This is a genomic window from Rhodospirillales bacterium (assembly GCA_016699855.1).
Classification (GTDB): domain Bacteria; phylum Pseudomonadota; class Alphaproteobacteria; order Reyranellales; family Reyranellaceae.
On sequence record CP064988.1, the window covers coordinates 1,520,818 to 1,539,733 of the forward strand.

17 protein-coding genes, 1 tRNA gene and 1 pseudogene are annotated in these 18,916 nt (G+C 64.9%); 6 read left to right on the forward strand and 13 right to left on the reverse strand.

What is annotated here, in order from left to right; genetic code table 11:
- Positions 1 to 129: 129 nt before the first annotated feature.
- The 3 genes from IPK81_07135 to IPK81_07145 all read left to right on the forward strand — a co-directional run bounded on the left by IPK81_07135 (position 130) and on the right by IPK81_07145 (position 2,044).
- Positions 130 to 414, forward strand: coding sequence for a DUF3817 domain-containing protein (locus IPK81_07135; GenBank protein ID QQS14991.1), 285 nt, complete (start codon positions 130 to 132; stop codon positions 412 to 414).
- 340 nt (positions 415 to 754) lie between these two features.
- Positions 755 to 1,132 carry a VOC family protein gene (locus tag IPK81_07140; protein QQS13962.1) on the forward strand — a complete coding sequence of 126 codons (378 nt, stop codon included), beginning with the start codon at positions 755 to 757 and terminating at the stop codon, positions 1,130 to 1,132.
- An 18-nt stretch (positions 1,133 to 1,150) separates the two neighbouring features.
- Positions 1,151 to 2,044 carry an arginase family protein gene (locus tag IPK81_07145; GenBank protein QQS13963.1) on the forward strand — a complete coding sequence of 298 codons (894 nt, stop codon included), beginning with the start codon at positions 1,151 to 1,153 and terminating at the stop codon, positions 2,042 to 2,044.
- 366 nt (positions 2,045 to 2,410) lie between these two features.
- On the opposite strand, the gene IPK81_07150 is transcribed toward IPK81_07145, so the two are convergent.
- The 12 genes and pseudogenes from IPK81_07150 to IPK81_07205 form a co-directional block, all read right to left on the reverse strand.
- On the reverse strand, positions 2,411 to 3,133 hold the full coding sequence (locus IPK81_07150; GenBank protein ID QQS13964.1) for a TonB family protein: 723 nt from the start codon (positions 3,131 to 3,133) through the stop codon (positions 2,411 to 2,413).
- Positions 3,134 to 3,138: 5 nt separating this feature from the next.
- Positions 3,139 to 3,561 carry a TonB system transport protein ExbD gene (exbD, locus tag IPK81_07155; protein QQS13965.1) on the reverse strand — a complete coding sequence of 141 codons (423 nt, stop codon included), beginning with the start codon at positions 3,559 to 3,561 and terminating at the stop codon, positions 3,139 to 3,141.
- A gap of 5 nt (positions 3,562 to 3,566) precedes the next feature.
- Complete coding sequence (gene exbB / locus IPK81_07160) at positions 3,567 to 4,238, reverse strand: tonB-system energizer ExbB (protein ID QQS14992.1); 672 nt, start codon at positions 4,236 to 4,238, stop codon at positions 3,567 to 3,569.
- A 176-nt stretch (positions 4,239 to 4,414) separates the two neighbouring features.
- A complete protein-coding gene (locus tag IPK81_07165) occupies positions 4,415 to 4,720 on the reverse strand; it encodes a hypothetical protein (GenBank protein QQS14993.1) in 306 nt (101 codons plus the stop codon).
- An 18-nt stretch (positions 4,721 to 4,738) separates the two neighbouring features.
- Positions 4,739 to 5,008: pseudogene (locus tag IPK81_07170) on the reverse strand (DUF3325 domain-containing protein).
- On the reverse strand, positions 5,005 to 6,600 hold the full coding sequence (locus IPK81_07175) for a PepSY domain-containing protein (GenBank protein QQS13966.1): 1,596 nt from the start codon (positions 6,598 to 6,600) through the stop codon (positions 5,005 to 5,007). Before IPK81_07175 ends, IPK81_07170 begins: the two are co-directional and overlap by 4 nt.
- 23 nt (positions 6,601 to 6,623) lie before the next feature.
- The gene (locus IPK81_07180) at positions 6,624 to 9,101 is read right to left on the reverse strand and encodes a TonB-dependent siderophore receptor (protein QQS13967.1); all 2,478 of its coding nucleotides are present in this window, start codon (positions 9,099 to 9,101) and stop codon (positions 6,624 to 6,626) included.
- A 153-nt stretch (positions 9,102 to 9,254) separates the two neighbouring features.
- On the reverse strand, positions 9,255 to 10,301 hold the full coding sequence (locus IPK81_07185; GenBank protein ID QQS13968.1) for a FecR domain-containing protein: 1,047 nt from the start codon (positions 10,299 to 10,301) through the stop codon (positions 9,255 to 9,257).
- Positions 10,302 to 10,358: 57 nt separating this feature from the next.
- The gene (locus tag IPK81_07190) at positions 10,359 to 10,838 is read right to left on the reverse strand and encodes a sigma-70 family RNA polymerase sigma factor (protein ID QQS14994.1); all 480 of its coding nucleotides are present in this window, start codon (positions 10,836 to 10,838) and stop codon (positions 10,359 to 10,361) included.
- A 455-nt stretch (positions 10,839 to 11,293) separates the two neighbouring features.
- Positions 11,294 to 12,667, reverse strand: a complete 1,374-nt coding sequence (locus IPK81_07195; protein QQS13969.1) for an efflux transporter outer membrane subunit — start codon at positions 12,665 to 12,667, stop codon at positions 11,294 to 11,296.
- Positions 12,667 to 14,619 carry a MacB family efflux pump subunit gene (gene macB, locus IPK81_07200; GenBank protein ID QQS13970.1) on the reverse strand — a complete coding sequence of 651 codons (1,953 nt, stop codon included), beginning with the start codon at positions 14,617 to 14,619 and terminating at the stop codon, positions 12,667 to 12,669. The genes IPK81_07195 and macB overlap by 1 nt, the downstream gene beginning before the upstream one ends.
- A gap of 2 nt (positions 14,620 to 14,621) precedes the next feature.
- Complete coding sequence (locus IPK81_07205; protein ID QQS13971.1) at positions 14,622 to 15,806, reverse strand: efflux RND transporter periplasmic adaptor subunit; 1,185 nt, start codon at positions 15,804 to 15,806, stop codon at positions 14,622 to 14,624.
- A 178-nt stretch (positions 15,807 to 15,984) separates the two neighbouring features.
- Between IPK81_07205 and IPK81_07210 the strand changes: the two genes are divergently transcribed.
- The 3 genes from IPK81_07210 to IPK81_07220 all read left to right on the forward strand — a co-directional run bounded on the left by IPK81_07210 (position 15,985) and on the right by IPK81_07220 (position 18,267).
- On the forward strand, positions 15,985 to 16,605 hold the full coding sequence (locus IPK81_07210; protein QQS14995.1) for a response regulator transcription factor: 621 nt from the start codon (positions 15,985 to 15,987) through the stop codon (positions 16,603 to 16,605).
- 40 nt (positions 16,606 to 16,645) lie between these two features.
- Positions 16,646 to 17,911 (forward strand): HAMP domain-containing protein, encoded by a 1,266-nt coding sequence (locus tag IPK81_07215; GenBank protein QQS13972.1) that lies wholly within the window; start codon positions 16,646 to 16,648, stop codon positions 17,909 to 17,911.
- A 170-nt stretch (positions 17,912 to 18,081) separates the two neighbouring features.
- Positions 18,082 to 18,267 (forward strand): type II toxin-antitoxin system RelE/ParE family toxin, encoded by a 186-nt coding sequence (locus IPK81_07220; protein ID QQS13973.1) that lies wholly within the window; start codon positions 18,082 to 18,084, stop codon positions 18,265 to 18,267.
- Between the two features lie 230 nt (positions 18,268 to 18,497).
- Here the strand turns inward: IPK81_07220 and IPK81_07225 are convergent.
- Positions 18,498 to 18,582: transfer RNA gene (locus IPK81_07225), tRNA-Leu, on the reverse strand.
- Between the last annotated feature and the right edge of the window lie 334 nt (positions 18,583 to 18,916).

Genomic DNA, 18,916 nt, shown 5'->3' on the forward strand with positions numbered 1-18,916 from the left:
AACCAGCAAGCGCACGCAGATCCTCGACGCCATCGTCGACATCATCCAGCGCGACGGCGTCACCGCCCTCAGGACCAGTCAGCAGTCACCAATAACGACAGGAATTCGAGGACTTTCATGCTGCTGCAACTGTTTCGCGGGATCGCCGTCATCGAAGGCATCACGACGCTCGCTCTCGTCCTCATCGCGATGCCACCCAAATATCTGGCCGGCAACGAGGCGATCATGCCGCTCGCCGGCTGGGGGCATGGCTATGCCTTCGTCGCCTACATGCTCGCGATCATACCCGCACTCTGGGGCAAGGGGTTCACCGCCTGGGAATGGACGCAAACCGTTCTCGCGTCGCTGGTCCCGTTCGGAACCTTCCTCAACGACCCGATGCTGAAACGCAAACTGCCGAACCGGGAGGCCTGAACCCATGTGGAACTCCCGCACATCCAATTTCGGTCGGGGAGAGCGCGGTCCTTGGGTGTGAAGGTGGCGATCGAGGCCGGACCGACATCATCGGCCGGGTTTGCTACCTTCTCGCCGTGAGAATGGCGAAACCGTAGATCTGCTTCAGGATATCGCGCACATGGATCGCCGTCGCCGGTGCGCCCCGTTCCACGATCTTGGCGCAATGGGCTCGGAGATCATCGGGGGTGATCTCAATCAGCAGACGGTTTCGCCAGATCGGCATAAGCTCCCGTTTCGATTTTGAGGGAGCAAAGAACGGAAGCGGCCGTTATCCAGCAAAGTCGAAACGGAGGCTGTAGTGATCCACCATGTCTCGATAGGGACGAATGATATCGGGCGTTCGAAGCGCTTCTACGATGCCGTTTTGCCCCTCGTGGGCATATTGCCCATGGCTGAGGACGAGGGTGGACTGGGTTACGGAAGCGGTACGTTTCACTTCAGCGTCCAAGTTCCAATCGATGGCAAAGCTGCGACGGTGGGCAATGGCACGCATATCGCCTTTGCCGTCGAGGACCGTTCCATGGTCGATCGATTTTACGCCGCAGCATTGAGATATGGCGGCAGCGACGATGGCGCTCCGGGGCTGCGGCCGGCCTATGATGCCAACTATTATGGGGCGTTCGTCCGCGATCCCGATGGTCACAAAATCGAGGCGGTGACCTACTCGGCAAAATAGTCGCTAATGGAGCCGCCCATGCCGACCCGTTCCTACGCAATTCTCGAAGCCCCTTCCACATTGGGCCTGGCGACCTATGGAGTGGAGCGTTTGCCCGAGCAGCTGCTGGATTTCGGCCTTGCGGTGCGCATCCATGCGCGCCGCGCCGTGCGGCTGGCCGTGCCTCCAAAGGATCCTGTGCCCGATCCCGAGACCGGTATCCTGAACACCAAGGCAATTGCGACGTGGTCGCCCAAGCTCGCCGACGCGGTGGAAGCGGTGCTCGACGCGGGCGAGTTTCCGGTAGTGCTAGGTGGCGATTGCACGATCGTGCTGGGCTCGATGCTCGCGTTTCGACGGCGCGGTCGCTACGGCCTGTTCTTTATCGACGGCAACGCCGATTTCTTCCAGCCCGAGGCAGAACCGAATGGTGAGGGCGCCTCGATGGATCTTGCCCTCGTCACCGGCTTCGGCCCGTCGCACCTAACCGACATTGAAGGTCTCTGTCCTCTGGTCCGTCCCGAAGACGCTGTCGCGTTCGCGTATCGCGATCATGAGGATCAGGAGGAATATGGTAGCCAGCCGCTCCCTAAAGAGCTCAAGGCGATTGACTTTCCCGCCGCGCGCGCGGCGGGCATCGAGGCCGCTGCGCGCGAAGCGGTCGACCACCTGACGCGAGAGGAACTGGACGGCTTCTTGATTCATCTCGACGCCGATTGCCTCGACGACGCCATTATGCCAGCTGTCGATTTCCGCGTGCCGGGTGGGTTATCGTGGGACGAGCTAGGGGTCGCGCTTCGGGTTGCCTTGGCGAGCGGCAAGGCAGTCGGCATCGAGATCACCATCTACAATCCGCGCCTTGATAAGGACGGCAGCGCCGGGCGCGGCCTGGCCGACGTATTAGCCGTAGCGCTCGGAACGGCAGCGCCCTGAACGCGGCGAGCAACGTATGCTTTCCGGCGCGCTTTGGCCCGAGGCCGAGCAGAACAGCACGATGATGCTCCCAGCCTTTCTTGGTCAGTATCAGGCCGTCAGAGTCTGCCGAAGCGGACTCGGCGGCATGGATCGCCCTGAGCGCAAGGCCGGCCAAACGCGGTGCGGAACGAGCAGTATCGATACTACTCACCGTCCGCCTCCGATGCTGCGGTAGACGACGATCGCCGCGTCGAGCTGGGCATGTGCATCGGCCTTAGCCACCAGGCCGCAACAATCAGGACGGCGCGCGCAATCGCGACGGCGCCCCAAAGACGCCGATCGCGCAGTGCGCCGGGCCGGAAGGAAAGAACGTTCATGGGCGGCCTAGCGAATGAAGAATTCGACAGGCACGACGAATTCGATCGTGTCGCCCACGATATCGACCGGCGGTTTCGGCAGGGGCTGCGCCCGACGCGGCAGGTTCACGGCTTCGGAATCGAGCGCAGCGGAGCCGGAGGATCGTTCGAGACGCGACGAAAGCACCCGGCCGTTCCGGTCGATGACGAAGCGGATGTAGGGCACGCCCTGCTGGCGGCGTGACTGCGCCGACGATGGGTAGCGCTTCACCTTGTTCAGCGCGCCGAGCACCAGTCCCTGCCAGGTCGGGACACCGCTCGACAGCGTCGGGGCCGGCGGCGCGGGGCGCGCGGGCGGCGCTGTCGTCTCCGCTGCCGGAGCCTTTGCCTCCATCTTCGGCTCGGGCGGTTGAACCGGCAGCGCCACGGCCGGGGTCAGCGCCTGCGGCGTCTTCACCATCTCGCGCTGCACGACGGGCTTGGACAGGTCGGCCTTGTCCTGCTTCGGTCCTGGCGGCCGCTCGGTCGGCGGAGCCGGAGGTGCGGCCAGCGGCATCATGTCGATGACGATCGCCGGTTCGGGCGCGGGCGTGCTTATCGTCGGGCCCAGCCAATAGGCCGCGACGAGCGCCGGAACGGCATGGACGCCGACCACGACGGCGAGCGCGATGGCCCAGCGCCGGACCTCACGCGGATCAGCGAGTGGATCGGCAGAAGGGACGATCTCAGGCCGCGGCGCGATCTGATTCATCGCATTCACTGGCCCGCCGTCTCTTCCATGCCGACCAATGCGACCTTGAGATAGCCCGCTCCGCGAAGCTCGTTCATCGCCTTCATCAGCGTGTCGTAGTCGACTGTCTTGTCGGCGCGCAGGAACACGCGCTGTTCCTTGTCGTTTCCGGTGCGGCGGTCGAGTTCGGCCGGCAATGCTTCATGACTGACCGGCGTATTGTCGAGCGCGAGGGTGCGGTCGGCCTTGATGGTCAGGAATATCTGCTTGTCCGGTTTAGGCTGCGGCTGCGCGGTGGACGCCGGCAGGTCGACCTTCACGTCCACTGTCGCCAAGGGTGCCGCGACCATTAAGATGATGAGCAGGACGAGCATCACGTCGATGAACGGCGTGACGTTGATCTCATGGGTTTCTTCCATGTCGTCGTCATGGTGAAGCTTGGCGGCCATCCTCTTTACTCCGCCACATGCAGTTCGGGCTTGCCGACGATCCCACGCGAATGATCGCGGGACACAAGGCGCAGCACGGCGGCAGAGGTATCGCTGATCAACGCCTTGTAGGCAGCGATCTGGCGGGCGAAATGATTGTAGATCACGACGGCTGGGATAGCCGCGACCAGGCCCATCGCCGTCGCCAGCAACGCCTCGGCGATGCCGGGCGCGACCACGGCGAGGTTGGTCGTCTGCGAGGCGGAGATGCCGATAAAGCTGTTCATGATGCCCCACACCGTGCCGAACAGACCGACGAAGGGCGCGGTCGCGCCGATCGTCGCCAGCACACTAGTTCCTCGCGTCATGCGCCTTCCCGCCGCTGCCTCGATGCGGTCCAGCCGCGAGGCGACGCGCTCTTTCAAGCCCTCGCCGTCGTGCAGGGCGTCGGCCGACTGCCTGATCTCCGTTGCCGCCACGCCCAACAGCGTCACGGATACGACCGCGTCCTTGCCAACCGTCTGCGTCGCCTCGCTGAGAGAGCGTGCGCCCTCGATCTTCTCGAACGCGGTCCGCTGCGCCGCTAACACCTTCTTGAGTTCCACCGATTTGGCGACCAGTACGGTCCATGTGATGACCGAAGCGATTGCGAGGCCGATCATCACAGCCTTCACCACCCAATCGGCAGAAACGAACATCCCCCAAGCGGTGAGGCCTTCCGGCAGAGTCCCGGTCATCGGTTGAGCAAGGGCTGGGGTTGCCGCACTGGCAAGAGCGACGGCAAACGCGGCCCACCGGCGGAATGTGCTTGTAGTCATGATCGGGGCTTTCTGTCGGTAGCCGCGTAGCGGCAGGGTTAGGAAGGCCGGAGTGCTCATGGGAGGATCCCGGCGGGCAGTTGCCAAGCGAGCGCAAGCAACACGCTGCCGACTGCCAGCCATGCCCAGGTCCGCGTCAGGTTGCGGGCATGGAACACAACCATGGCGATGACAGCGAAGATGGCGAAGCTCGCCAGCGTGGCGGCATGGACGGCTTCGACCCGATTCATGCCGAGCGCCGCCAGTGCGAGGGACAAGGCGACGGTGACTAGCGCGGCCAGGCCATAAGCGCCGAGCGTTCCGGCAAGAACGCGAACGGCGACCGCCCAGCGGGCACGGGCCGGATCGCCCAACCGCATCATCGCCGAACCTTTCCGATGAATGCGCGCTCGGTTGATGTTGACCGCCACGACAAGCGCGGCCGCGATGGTCAGCCATCCGAACCACGCGACCACGCCATAACCATAGCCAAGACCGATCTCCGCGACGGCGAACGCAAGCGCCAGCAGCACGAATCCCGTTGCGCGCAGAATCCGATCGCCAGATGGTGGCAGCCTGCGGCCAAGCCAGTCCCGCTGGTGCCGGGGCATCGCCAGCAGCAGCAGTGCGAACCCGGCGAACGACAACAAAAAGATCGGGGCGTCGATCACAGGATGGCCTCAACCGACGCGCATGTGCGCCGCTCGGCGGCGGCGTTCGGTTTGCGCGCCGCGACCTTTCCTGCTGCGAACGCCAGCGCGGCCGCCATCACCAGCACGGTCAGGTCGAAGCCGACGAAGATCCAATCGCGCGCGATCAGGCTGGGGATCAGGCCGCGCTCGGTGGTGCAGGCATTGACGACGGGAACCAGCGCATAGAGCAGCGCACCCGCCGCCAGCGTCTCGATCCATGCTCGCTTCGCCGGACGCCCGATCGACCAGACGAATAGCGCGCCCCAGGCGATGAACAGGCTGTTGATTTCCCAATCGGCCCGGTGTGCCATGCCGATGGGCAACAGGCGGTTGGCGAGGAAATAGACGGCGATCGCGGCGGTTGCTCCAGCGACGACACCGATGTTCAGCCGCCCGACCAGCTTGAACCCGATGTGCGGGCGATCAGGATCGGAGAGCTTGGCGCGGCGCTTCACCGTCCAGAGGACAAGTCCGCTGGCGATCATCGCCGTACCGCCAGCGCCGGCCAGAAAGTAAAGCCAGCGCAATACCGGGTCGGCGAAGCGGGCAGCATGGAGGTCGATCATCACGCCATTCGTGGCGATTGCCGGGCCTTGCGCCTGCGGAGCTTGAAGCACCTCGCCGGTGACGCCGTTCAGGTGGACGGCGCCGTGCGGACTGGGAAGTCGGTCGCGTTGCGGCAATATCTCCACGACGGCATTGGCATCGCCGGGGTGCTCGACCACGATATAACCGGGAACGAAATCAACACCGACTCTCGTCGCACGGGCGACGAGGTCGCTCAGCGGCAAAAGGGGCGCGGATCGGCCGCTGGCCTCGACATGCGGATGCGGAGCGACCGCATCGAAAAAGGCATCGCGAACCGGATAGGCGGCGCTGATCGCCCAGGGCATGGCGACGAACATCAGCGTGACCAGGCCGGTATAGGTAATCATGAGGTGAAACGGCAGCGCCAGCACACCCGCGACATTGTGTGCGTCAAGCCAGCTTCGCTGCCCCTTGCCGAAGCGCAGCGTGAAGAAATCGGCGAACATCTTCTTGTGCGTGACGACGCCCGAAAGGATTGCAACCAGCATCGCCAGCGACGCCGCTATAACAATGTAGCGCGCCCAGAGCGCCGGCATGTAATACAGATTGTAATGGAAGAGATAGAGGAAGGTGCCGCCTTGCGTCTCGCGGATCGTGACCGGCTCACCAGTGATCGGGTCGAGCGTGGCCTGCTCCCGCTGGGACGGTGTTACGCCTTTCGGCAGCCATGACACATAGAATCCGTCGCCCCGCTCGGCTCCCTCGAACGACAGGGTCCAGCCATCCGCACCCGCTGCTCTTGTCGCCAGCAGCGCGCCCGCCGCATCAAGCGCCCGAGCGGATACCGGCGCGACTCGGGCCTCAGGCCGCATCCAGCGGTTGATCTCCAAGTGGAAAAATGCCGTCGTTCCGAACATGAATATGAGGAACAGCACCCAGCCGGGCAACAGTCCTGCCCAAGTGTGCAGCCACGCCATCGACTGACGAAAACTACTGTTCGACGGCGCATCCGTCGTCTGCTGATCGTTTTCTTTACATGGCATCTCAGATCGCCCCGAGCGCCAGTTTAAAACTTGGCGTTTACACTGAACAGGACGCTGCGCGGTTCGCCGTAATAGCCGAAGGACGTGTCCGTATAATATGACTTGTCGAACAGGTTGTTGGCATTGAATGCGACCGAAAGCCGGTCGGTGACGTCGAAGCGCGCCAACAGGCTTACCAAAGCATAGGCGCCCTGTTCGACCCTGAGGTCGATATCGATGTCATCATGCGCGCCATTTTGCCAGACGATACCACCACCAATGGTCAACCGATCGTTCAGGACCGATGGTTTCCATGTGGTCTGCAACTTGGCACTCTTCCGTGGCGTATAAGTATTGACGAGTTGGCCGGCAGGATTCCTCGTTACGTTCTGGCTATAGCCCGTATAGAGGTTCCAGCGATCAGTGACGGCGCCGCTTAGCTCGATCTCCCAGCCGCGTGTCTTGTTACCTTTCCCCGTCGATCGATAGGCGCTGTCGCCGTTCGGCAGGATGAACTCCGGCACGACCAGTCTGGCTTCATTGTCACGCTTGGCCTCGTAGATTGCCGCGTTAATGGTTAGGCGCTCGTCCAGCAAGGCCGCCTTGAGGCCGATCTCCTTGTTGCTGCCCACAATCGGATCAATGATGCTGTTGTTCACATCGCGTAGGCTCTGCGGAGTGAAGAGATCGGCATAGCTGGCATAAACGGTCAGTTCCGGAATGATGTCGAACGTCGCTGCATAGAATGGCGTGAACACCTTGCCCGGTTTGGTTTCCTCGAACGTCGCGGTGCCGGCTATTCTGTTCTCGACACGTTGCGAGGTCCGCCAGGCCGTCAGGCGGCCGCCGATGATGACATGAAGCGGGTCGGCGAGTGACAGGCGGACGCTTCCGAAGATGCCGTCCATCTTCTCCTTCGCGGTGTCGAAGACGGTTCGCGCGCCGCGTGCCGGTTTCGGCACGATGCCTGTGAAGGTGAAGATGTTCGTGTCGACCCCATCCAGATTAAGCGGCGCTATGCCCCCGGATTGCCGATCATCCCGCCGACGGTAGCCATTGACGCCGAACATGAGCATGTGCTCACGGCCAAACAGCCCGAAGCTGCCGTTGAGATGGGCGTCATAGGTCCATTGGTCGCGCCTTCCGTCCGCGTCGAAGAACCAGAAGGACCGGCCATTTCCCGCCCGGTCAGGCACGCCCCTGCCGAGGAAATAGGCTCTTGGATCAGATAGGGTTCGCGTCCAGCCGAGCGCGGCCACCAACTTCCAGTCCTCGCCGATCTGTTGTTCCAGCGTGATATCGGCCCGGTTCTCGGTCTTGTCCCAACGCGCCCATGTGGTGGCTAGATTGGTCGAACGTGGCATGTCGAGCCGGCCACCGTCGCTATAATAACGCGGCAAGCCGCCATGGGTCGCCCCGCGCGAATTAGTATCCTGCCAGACATTGGCGATACGCAGCAGAGTCGACGGACCAACATCCACCTCCAGCATTCCGGAAAGGAGCAGGCGGTCATCGGACGCGCGGACGCGCCAGGAATCACCCGTATGGTACAGGCCGATCAACCTAGCTCGCACCCCTCCATTGGCGGCAATCGGTACGGTGAGGTCGACGCCTCCACGATACAGGTCTCGGCTGCCGACAGAGGCGAAACCGGAAAGGGCAAATTCCCTGCCTGGCTTCTTGCGGATCAGGTTGAGGGTGGCGGAAGGATCGCCGGTCGCGCTCAACAACCCCGTAGCACCGCGCACCAGTTCGATCCTGTCGTACAGATACGTATCCAGATAGGGACTGGCGATCGGGGAAGGCGTGATGGGCGTAAATGGCGAAGCGATCCCGTCGACCTGCATGTTGGTGATGACAAAGCCGCGCGCGACAAAATTGCTTCGGTCGCTCTCGCCGCGCTCTTCCGTAACGCCGACGATGCTTGTCAGCACCGACTGCATCGTCTGCATCTGGAAATCGTCGATGCGCTGCCGGGTGACGATCGTGACCGATTGGGGCGTCTCCCTCACCGTCAGCGGCAGCCGGCTCGCAGTCGTGGTTTGCGAACCGGTGTAGAGGCCAGTCCCTTCGGTCGCCGCCGAATCGCTGGTGATGCTCGCCGCGGCACCGGCGCGAGAGCCTTCACCCTCGACCCGCACCGGACCCAACTGGATCGCTCCGTCGGAGACTTGCGGCGCGGGCTCAAGCCGCACGGCATCCCGCCCGTCGAACCTGAAGGTCAACCCGGTGCCTGTCAGAAGCCAGCTAAGCGCTTCGGCCGGCGGGAGATCACCGGAAACCGCCGTGCTGGTGCGCCCCTCCACTAGCGGCCCCTGTGTTGTGACCTGAAGCCCGGATTGCTGGCTGAAGATCAGCAGCGCCTCGCGCAACGATTGAGCCGGAATGTCGAAGCGGCGCTGCTGAACGGAAGCGCCCTGCGCCTGGGCCACTGCCGGCAATGCGACTCCGCCCAGCGCTGTGGTCGCCATCAGCAGCGCGCTGAATACCGCTCCGCGCTGCGCCGTAAATCCGTTCCTCATGTAACCCCCGCTCCTTACAAATGACCTGCCAGACAGCTCTATGCGAATGCGATGCAGTAGCGAGTCATAGGATGGATGGTCGGGGAAGCCGGATTTCCTCAAATTTCGGGATTATTTTTTTTGCGCCCGCTCAAGGCATTGATTTGCAGCGCTTTATCGGGTGACGATCATCAGCCAGGGCGTGACGCGCATTACGTCTCCCCCATAAGGAGCGACGATGAGCTTGAGGCTGCGAGCAGGGTCGCGAAAGTCATAAGCGCCGCTGACGAGCTTCTTTCCAAGCGAGCTGTCTGCGAGGATGATCTTGCCCCCGTACCAAGGCCGCATCTCGTCGATCGCCTCGGAGATCGGACGATTGCGTACGGCGACCTTGCCCGAGCGCCACGCCCCGACCAATTCGGGCGCCTCTTGCCCTGCCGACAATGGAGCGCCCGGCACGATACGGACCCATTGGCCTGCGGTGAGTTCGCGCGCGGCAAACGGCTTCGTCCCGCTATCTTCGACGCGCACCCGTCCATGGCGAACGGCGACGCGGGTCAACTCGCCAACCATGCGAACCTCGAAGCCCGTGCCAAGGACAGTCGTGGTAACATCGCGCGCCGCCACCCGAAACGGCCGAGCGGGATCGCGACGCACCTCGAACATCGCCTGGCCGGAGAGGAGGCGGATTTCACGGCCGCGCGGGCCAAAATCGACAGCGATGGCGCTGTCCGGCCCGAGCTGCGCTGTCGAGCCATCGGCGAGTGTGATCGTTTCGACCTCACCTGTTCCTGAGACATGATCGGCGGCCAAACGCAGGCTGAGTGTCGGCGCTGCGATCACAGCGACGCAAGCCGCAGCGGCGGCAACGGCTGCCTGCCTCCATCGCCGGCCCGGTCCAAGGGCGCCGCGACGCCGCGCACTCCGCCGCGCTGTGACGGACGGCAGTTCGTAGGTACGCCGCTCGGCCGGCGCGGTGGCGATGATCCTGGCGGTCTCGCCCAACTCCGACCATGCGCCGGCGTGACGCGGATCGGCGTCGCGCCACTGTGCGAAGCGGGCGCGCAATTCGGGATCGTCGGGGCTTTCCCGCAGGGCGATGAACCATTCGGCTGCGGCGCGCTCCGGCGTCAATCCATCTGTCATCACAGCCGGCCAGCCGTCAGGCATAAGACGCAGATGCCCATGGGCGCTGGTCGAAAGACGCGACTGATCCTGCATATCGGATAGATGTTCGACCGCGGGGCTTTTCCCGTGATTTTTTCCAGTCGCACGAATTCAGAGCCCCTCACGCCGCCGCTGATTGCAGATATCCATGCCCTCGGCGATGAGCCGGTGGGTATAGGACACGGACAGGCCGAGTCTCTCAGCAATCTCGCGGAGCTTCATATCCTCGAAATGGTACATCTTGATCGCGGCCCTTTGCCGGGTCGGCATGGCGTCGATCGTGTCGAGTATCCGTTCCATCATCTGGCGGGCCGCCAGTTCGGCTTCTGCCGACGGCCGGTCATCCGCGAGGCCGCGCAGGTCGTCCACCGCCACGAGGGTTTCGCGCGACCGACGTCGGGCCTGGGCGAAGACGAGGTTGCGGATGATGCGGCGAAGATAGCCGATGGGTTCGCGGATCACGGCCTCGTCTGGCTGGCGATCCATCAGCAGCCAGGCGTCCTGAACGATATCCTCGGCACCCGCGCGGTCGCCCGACAGCTTGCCCGCATAGTTCACGAGCGTGTCGCGGTGCGTCCTGTAAAGGCGCAAGGCTATACGTTCGTGGTTCAAGCTGCCTGACTTCCTTCGCGCGCGCCTCGCGCGAAGTGGAAGAAACCGACCAGTTGCGAGACGTTCGCAATAAGGCCTAGCGGAAGGTCAGCCGTTCTGCAACGAAAACCGACCCGCGCCATCCGCGCAGTGGAGACGGGTGGAAAATCGCGGTCCGCGTGCATCCTTCCTTTGAGCGCCTCGGACACCAATTCGGCGAAGGGCGATGGGCTTTCGTGCCAAAATTCTCGCTGACTCTCGGCGCGCGTTACACGCATGACGAGAAGCGGCTGAACTATGTTCATGGCGGCAGCCTAGCGCCGATCTAGGGGGCCGCGGTCGCCCCCGCTCAGACGATCGACGACAAGCGAAACTGGGGCGCGTTCACGCCCCAGGTGACGCTCGAGTTCATTCCTTCCCCCGCCCTGCGCACCTGCCTCTGCGGGCTTCGGCGGTTATCGCCCAAACCCGCCGCCGAGCGCCTGGTGGAGCGTCACTTGGTTCTGTAGCCGCAAGAGCCGGTTGGCCGATAGCGAGAGGTTTGCGCCGCGCCGCCGCTCCTGCGCGTCCAGCCAGGTTCGGAGCGGCACGGCGCCGGCGCGGTAACGCACTTCATAGAGGCGCTCGGCCTCGCTGGCGGCGTCGCGGGCGCGCAGCAGCGCATCGCCCTGCGCATCCAGCTCCGCGCGGGCCGACAGCGCAGTCTCGACCTCGGCCAGTGCGGTGTAGAGCGACTTGCGGAACAGGATCACCGCCTCCTCATACTGGGTGCGGGCGATGGCCGTATCGAACCGCATCGCGCGGGCATTCAGGAATGGCAGGGTAAGGCCCGCCCCGAGGGTCGCGACTGGATTGGCGATCAGGTTGAGGAGCCCGGTGCTCGACGTACCGAGCGCCCCGGTCAAGGTCAGCGCCGGATAGTAGCTGGCGCGGGTGGCATCGCCGCTGGCCAGCGTGCGGCGCAGACGCAGCTCGGCGGCGCGCAAGTCCGGCCTCCGGCCGAGTAGATCGGCGGGCAAACCGGCGGCCACGCTCGGCAGAGGCGCGCGGCCGAGCGCCTCGGGCTCAGGCCCGGGCGGCGATACGCCGTCGAGCAACACCATCAGCGCCTCGCGCGCCTCGGTGCGGGTCTGCCGGAGCTGGCTCAACGCCGCCTCCTGCGCCGTGACCGTCTGCTCCACCTCGCGCCTTTCGAGCGCCGAGACGGCGCCGGCGCGATACTGGGTATCGACCAGCGTCTGGGTGCGCCGGGCATAGGCGAGGCTTTGCTCGCCAAGCGCGATGCGCTCGTTGGCCAGCGCGATCTGCCAATGCAGCGAGGCCGCCGTGCCGACCAGCGACAGGAAGGCGGCGTCACGATCCTCGGCGGTGGCGAACGCTTCGAACCAGGCGGTGTCGCGCTCGGCATCGAGACGGCCGAACAGGTCGACCTCCCAGCTCAGGCCAAGCGAGCCCGTGGCGGTCTCGGCCGTGCGCGGCGCGGCCCCGGAGAGCGGGCGGGAGGCGCCCGTCGAGAGACTGCCGCTGGGGATCGGCAGCAAGGCGTTGCCAGTGCGCCGCGCCTGCAAGGTCGCGCGGCGGACTCTGACCGCCGCGGCGGAAAGGTCGGGATTGCGCGCGATGGCCAGATCGACCAGCGCGTCGAGAGACGGATCGCCCAACTCGTGCCACCAGGCGTCGTCAGCAACCATCGGCCAAGCCGTCGAGCTGGCGTGCTGAAACGTCGGCGGCAACGGGGCGAGCGGTGGCGCGTAGGGCGTATGTGTGGCCGAAGCGCAGCCCGAGAGGAGCAGGCCGGTTAAGATTGCGACGGAGAGTGAATGACGCATCAGTCGCGCGCCAGGGCTTCGACGGGATCGAGCCGGGCGGCGTTGCGCGCCGGCAGGAAGCCGAACAGGATGCCGATCCCGGTCGAGCAGGCGAAGGCGAGCAGGATCGAAGGCAGCGAAAAGACCATCTGGAACCCGCTCCCGGATAGAGTGACGATCAGACCGAGCGCCAGCGCCAGGGCAACGCCGATCGCGCCGCCAATCAGGCAGACCAGCACCGCTTCGATCAGGAACTGCTGGAGGATGTCGCTCTGGCGCGCGCCGACCGCCATCCGCACCCCGATCTCGCGCGTGCGCTCAGTGACCGACACCAGCATGATGTTCATCACCCCGATGCCGCCAACCACCAGCGCGATCACCGCGATCGCCGAGATCAGCAGGGTCAGCGTTGCGCTGGTCTGGGTGATCGCCTGGCGGATCTGGTCGGAATTGAAGATGAAGAAATCCTTGGTCCCATGGCGTCGCGTCAGGAGCTGCGTCACCGCCTGCTGGGCGGCGGCGGTCGACACCGTGTCGGCGACGCGGACGGTGATGCTTTCAAGATGACTCTTGCCGAGCATCCGGGTGGCGGCGGCGCTGTAGGGGACATAGACGGTCGGGTTTGAGCCGCCGAAGCCGCCGCCCTGGGCAGGCTTGAGCACGCCGATGACCCGCGCCGGCATCGCGCCGAGCAGGACCGTCGCGCCGATCGGGTCCGCGTCATGCGGGAACAGCGCCGTTTTCGCCTTCTGATCGAGGACCGCGACCTGAGCGAGCCGAGCCGCCGCAGCCTCGTCGAACAGGCGTCCGGCGGAGACGCGCAAGCCCTTGACCCGGAAGTGATCGGCGCTGACTCCGTTCACTTGCGCGGTGACCGCGAGATTGGAACGACGCGCGGTGACGCTGGATGAGACGTTCGGCGAGACGCTGTCGACATAGGACTGTCGCGCCAGGGCGCTTGCGTCAGGTTCGGTCAGGGTCTGGACAGCCGCGGCGCGCAGGTCGCCGAAATCCTTGCCCGGAAAGACCTCGATCGTGTTGGTGCCGAGTTCGCTGATCTGCGCCATCACCTTGGCCTGCGCGCCCTTGCCGAGCGCCACTACCGAGACCACCGAGGCGATGCCGATGATGATGCCCAGCATCGTCAGGAAGGTCCGCATCCGGTGCGCCGCCATCGCCAGCAACGCCATGCGGAATGCCTCGCCGAAGCGGTCGGCGAGCGCCCGCCAAGTTGAGGCGGCGGGCTGCGCCGCAGCCAGCGATGACGGCGCACGCTCGCTGTCTTGGCCGGTCCGCCGATCGGCGACGATAATCCCGTCGCTGATCTCGATGATCCGCCGGGCGTGCGCCGCGACGGCCATGTCGTGGGTGACCAGGATGATGGTGTGGCCTTCGGCGTTCAGATCCTGGAGGATGCGCATCACTTCCACGCCGCTCGCCTTGTCGAGCGCGCCGGTCGGCTCGTCAGCCAGGATCACCGTGCCGCCGTTCATCAGCGCCCGCGCGATCGAGACGCGCTGCTGCTGCCCCCCGGATAGTTGGCCGGGCCGGTGATGAGTGCGGTCGGCCAGACCCAGACGGCCGAGCAAGCTCCGCGCGCGGTCCTCCCGCGCCGCCGCATCGCGGCCGGCATAGATCGCCGGGACGGCGACATTGCCGATGGCGGTCAGGTCGGAGAGCAGATGATAGCGCTGGAAGATGAACCCGAAATGCTCGCGGCGCAGCGCCGCCAGCTCGTCAGGCGCCAGCGTGCCGGTGTCGCGGCCCTCGACCCGGTAGGACCCCGAGGTGGGCCGGTCGAGACAGCCGAGGATGTTCATCAGCGTCGACTTGCCCGAGCCCGAAGCTCCGACGATCGCGACCAGCTCACCGGCGTGGATCTCAAGGTCGATGTCCTTGAGCACGGCGACCACGCCCTCGCCGGCGGGGAATTCTCGCCTAAGCCCGGTCATCTGCAGGAGCGGCTCCATCATGATCAGAATCCCATTCCCGAAGCCGCTTCCGGCGCGCCGGTCGTCGCGTCGGCGAGCACGACTTTTTCGCCGGGCCGCAGGCCGGCCAGGACGACGACATTGCTGTCGTCGGCGATGCCGATCCGGACCTTGCGGTCGGCGGGCCGGCCACGATCGTCGATCACGCGGACGTTATGGCGGCCTTGCGCGTCGGCGGCGCCCAGCGCGGCCGAGGGGATGATCACAGCCGCTTTCACCCGCGCCAGCAGCACCGAGACCTGGGCCGTCATCGAGGGACGTAACCGGCCATCGGCGTTCGGAACGTCAAACAGCGCGTTGTAATAGATAGCGGTGGAGGCGCCGGCGCCGCTTGATGTGCCGGCCGGATTGGCCCCTTCGCTCGATATAGAGTCGGGCGCCGGCTCAATCCGCTCGATCCGCGCATAGTGGCGGCGGCCAGTCGCCCCCAGCGTCGTGAACCACACGGTCTGGCCGGGCCGAACCTTCTCGACATCAGCCTCAGAAATCTCCGCGCGCACCGTCATCACGTCGAGCTGGGCGAGCATGACGATCGTCGGGGCCGACTGGAACGAGTTCACCGTCTGGCCCTGTTTAGTGACCACCGCAACGACCACGCCGTCCATCGGCGCGACGATGCGGGTGAAGCCGAGGTTCAGCCGCGCGGTATCGACCTGGGTGCGCGCCTGGACGATCTGGGCGTCGAGCGAGCGGATCTCACCGCGCACCGACAGCAGAGCCGCGCGGGCGGCTTCATAGTCCGCCCGCGCCGTTGCGTCGGCGGCGAGCATCGTTTCCTGTCGCCGATGCGCGAGTTCGGCCTGCACCAGTCCACCTTCACGCGCCGCCTTCTGGGCGAGCAGCGACTGCACGGCCGCCTCGGCGTTGCGCAGCGCGAGCTGTTGTGGCTGGGCGTCGATATCGGCGATCGGATCGCCGGCTTTCACCGACTGGCCGAGGCTGACGTAGAGGCGCCGGACCTGACCGGAGACCTGCGCGCCCACGCTGACCAACTCCTTGGGGCGAAGCTTGCCGGTGGCCAGCACCGTTTGCTCGATGTCCCCCACCGTCACGACGGCGGTGGCGAGCCCCGTCGCTGGCGCTGGCCGTAGCGCGACGTAAAGGGCGATCGCGACTAGGATCAGCGCGACGGGCAGGACGATCTGGATGAGGCGGCGTCTGGATGGCATGCCGCGGCTTATGCCCTGCGCGAAGCGATCCGTGGGTCAAGTCTTCGCAAGCTAAGTGGAAAGAATGCGTAAAGGCGGCTGACATCGTTACGGATATCGCCCAGCATCGAACGATGCCGTGGTTAGAAAACAAGTGACCGATATCTTGATTATCGACGATGATGCGGAGCTGAGCCGGATGCTCGGCGAGTATCTCGCCGACGAGGGCTTCACGGTGACAACGTCCGGGAACGGTCACGACGGCGCCGACCTCGCGCTTTCGGGGCGCTTCGCCGCGGTGATCCTCGACATCATGCTGCCGCGCATCAACGGCATCGAGGTCCTGCGCCGCCTCCGCCAGGAAAGCGATATCCCGGTCATCATGCTCACGGCCCGAGGGGATGATGTCGATCGGGTCGTCGGGCTGGAGCTGGGCGCCGACGACTATATCGCCAAGCCTTATTATCCGCGCGAACTGGTCGCCCGGCTCCGCGCGGTCCTGCGGCGCATGGGAACCACACGGACAACCGCCCCCTTGTCACGCGGCGCCCTCCTTCTCGATCCAGCCCGGCGCGCAACCCTGTGGGAGGGCCGACCAGTCGACCTCACCGCCACCGAGTTCAACCTGCTTGAAGCGCTGCTGCGGGCCGGCCCTGCCGTGGCCACCAAGGAAGAGCTGTCATTGACCGCGCTCGGGCGAACGCGGCAGCGCTACGACCGCAGCATCGACGTCCATGTGAGCAACCTGCGTCAGAAGCTGGCACGGGCCAGCGGCGGCGCGATCGAGATCGAGACGATCCGGGGGTCGGTTATCGGCTGACGGCGCGACCATGAAGCGGCGGCTGTTCTGGAAAATCTGGATGGCGTTCTTCGCCACCATCCTGCTGCTCGGCAGCGGTCTCTGGCTGTTCTGGTCCCTGCGTCCGGCGCAGGTTTATCCCGAGTGGGATGGGCCTTATGCCGTTGGGAACGTCCTGATCGAAAGCGCCGCCACGGCGCTGCGCGACGGAGGTTCTGACGCCTTGGCTCGTCAGACTGCCGCCTGGCCGGGCGCGCATCGCGCCAGGTTGACGGTCACAGCCTTGTCGGCCGATCGCTGTCAGCCCGAGGCTGATCACAGACGGCTCGCAAGGCAGATTGGGCAGGACTACTGCCTGCGCTATGCAACGCCGCCGTTGCCCGCTGGCGATGGCTGGAGCAGCCAGGTCTTGCCCCCCGATTATTTGATCGCGACCGCGCTGGCTGGCCTCGTGTTCAGCGCGGCCCTGGCCTGGTATCTCACCCGCCCGATCCACCGGCTGCGGCGCGGGTTCGAGCGCCTGGCCGGAGGGGATCTGTCTGTCCGTCTTGGGCCGTCGGTCGGCCGGCGCCGCGATGAGGTCGCCGATCTGGCGCGGGATTTCGACCAGATGGCGACCCGTCTGGAGGAGTTGGTCGCCGCCCGCGATCGTCTTCTCCACGATGTATCGCACGAACTACGCTCGCCGTTGGCCCGCATGCGGCTGGCGACGGGCCTGCTGCGCCGCGATCCGAGCCGGCTTGAATCGTCACTCGACCGCGTCGACCGCGAGGCCGATCAGCTCGACGCGCTGATCGGAGAATTGCTGACACTCGCCAAGCTCGAAAGCGGCGTGGACGGGTCGACGGAGTATTTCGACCTGCTCGACGTCCTGGAACTGGTCCTCGAGAATGCCGGGTTTGAGGCGGCTGCGGCAGGAGTCACTCTCAACGCCGACCTTCCCGACGAGGGGGACGACACCGCCTGGCTCATCCTCGGGAGTGGCCTGCTCGCCCATCGCGCCATCGAGAACATCTTGCGCAACGCCCTGCGCTTCTCCGCCTCAGGTCAGACGATCGACATCCGTCTCGAACGATGCGCCGCCGCCCGCTGCATCGTCATGGTCGATGATCAGGGGCCAGGCATCGGTGAAAGCGGCCCTAGCGACCTGTTGCAGCCGTTTGTTCAAGGCGGGGCGGTCAGCGGCAGCGGATTTGGGCTCGGCCTCGCCATCGCCCAGCGCGCCATCGCAACCTGTGGCGGTTCGGTCAAGCTGGCCAATCGCGCGCCTTCCGGGCTTCGGGTCACAATCAGCTTGCCCTTGGCGCGGGACATAGCGCCCGCCTAGCCGGAAGGTGTTACGGCAACCACTCTCGCGACGTCGCGGAACTCATTTCGCCGCCTCCAATCGGCGCAGGACGGGCGACAGGAAGCCCAGGAGGCTGACCAGTCCGCCGAGGACGCCCATCAGCACGAACAAGCCATCGGATCCCGATCAACTCACCCACGGGTGTCGCGATGGCGCCGGACCGGCTGCTCGACTATCCGAGGATCGGCGAGAAGCTGGAAGCCTATGAGCCGCGCGCGGTCCGCCAGATCATCGTCGGCAATTACGAGATGCGCTACGAGATCGCCGCCGCGACGATCTTCATCCTGCGTCTCTGGCATTGCCGCGAAAACCGCAGCTTCGAGTCGCAGGACTGAAGATGTGGACGACCGAAGAGACGCGACCATGAAGCTTGCCGCTGTCCACCCCAGCGGGTGGAAGTCGATCGCGAAGAAGTCCGCATCATGGGCTCGAAGAGCAACCTGCTGCGATTGCTTGCCGCTAACGGCGCAGGAACGACGGCAGGCGGGGTGCCCACTGTTGTTCCGAACTGGCGGGCCACGAGGGATTCGAAATCCCCATCGTCACATTCCGTAGAGAAAGAAGGTGGTGCGGGTGGTCGGAATCGAACCGACACTCCTTGCGGAACCGGATTTTGAATCCGGCGCGTCTACCAGTTCCACCACACCCGCACATTTGCCGCCGATTCTAGCCGAGGCTCTGTGCACCTATACTGCACCTAGAGCGAAAACAGAATATCGTCAGCCTCTTTTCCTTCCTTCATAACCCTCTGAAAACACGACGTTTTCAACTCGTCGTGTTTTCCTGTGGATTGGTAGACAAACCACTTTTTGAGTCAACTGCGTCTACCAGTTCCGCCACGCGGGCACGCGACAGGGCCGCCCGATTAGCCTCTTTCCCATCCGCTCGCAAGGCGGCGGCCGGCCCCGGCGCCGGGCGCCGCCCACGAATCGACACACGTTTGAAATGAACACCCCCTCGACTCGCGACGATATTCGGGACATG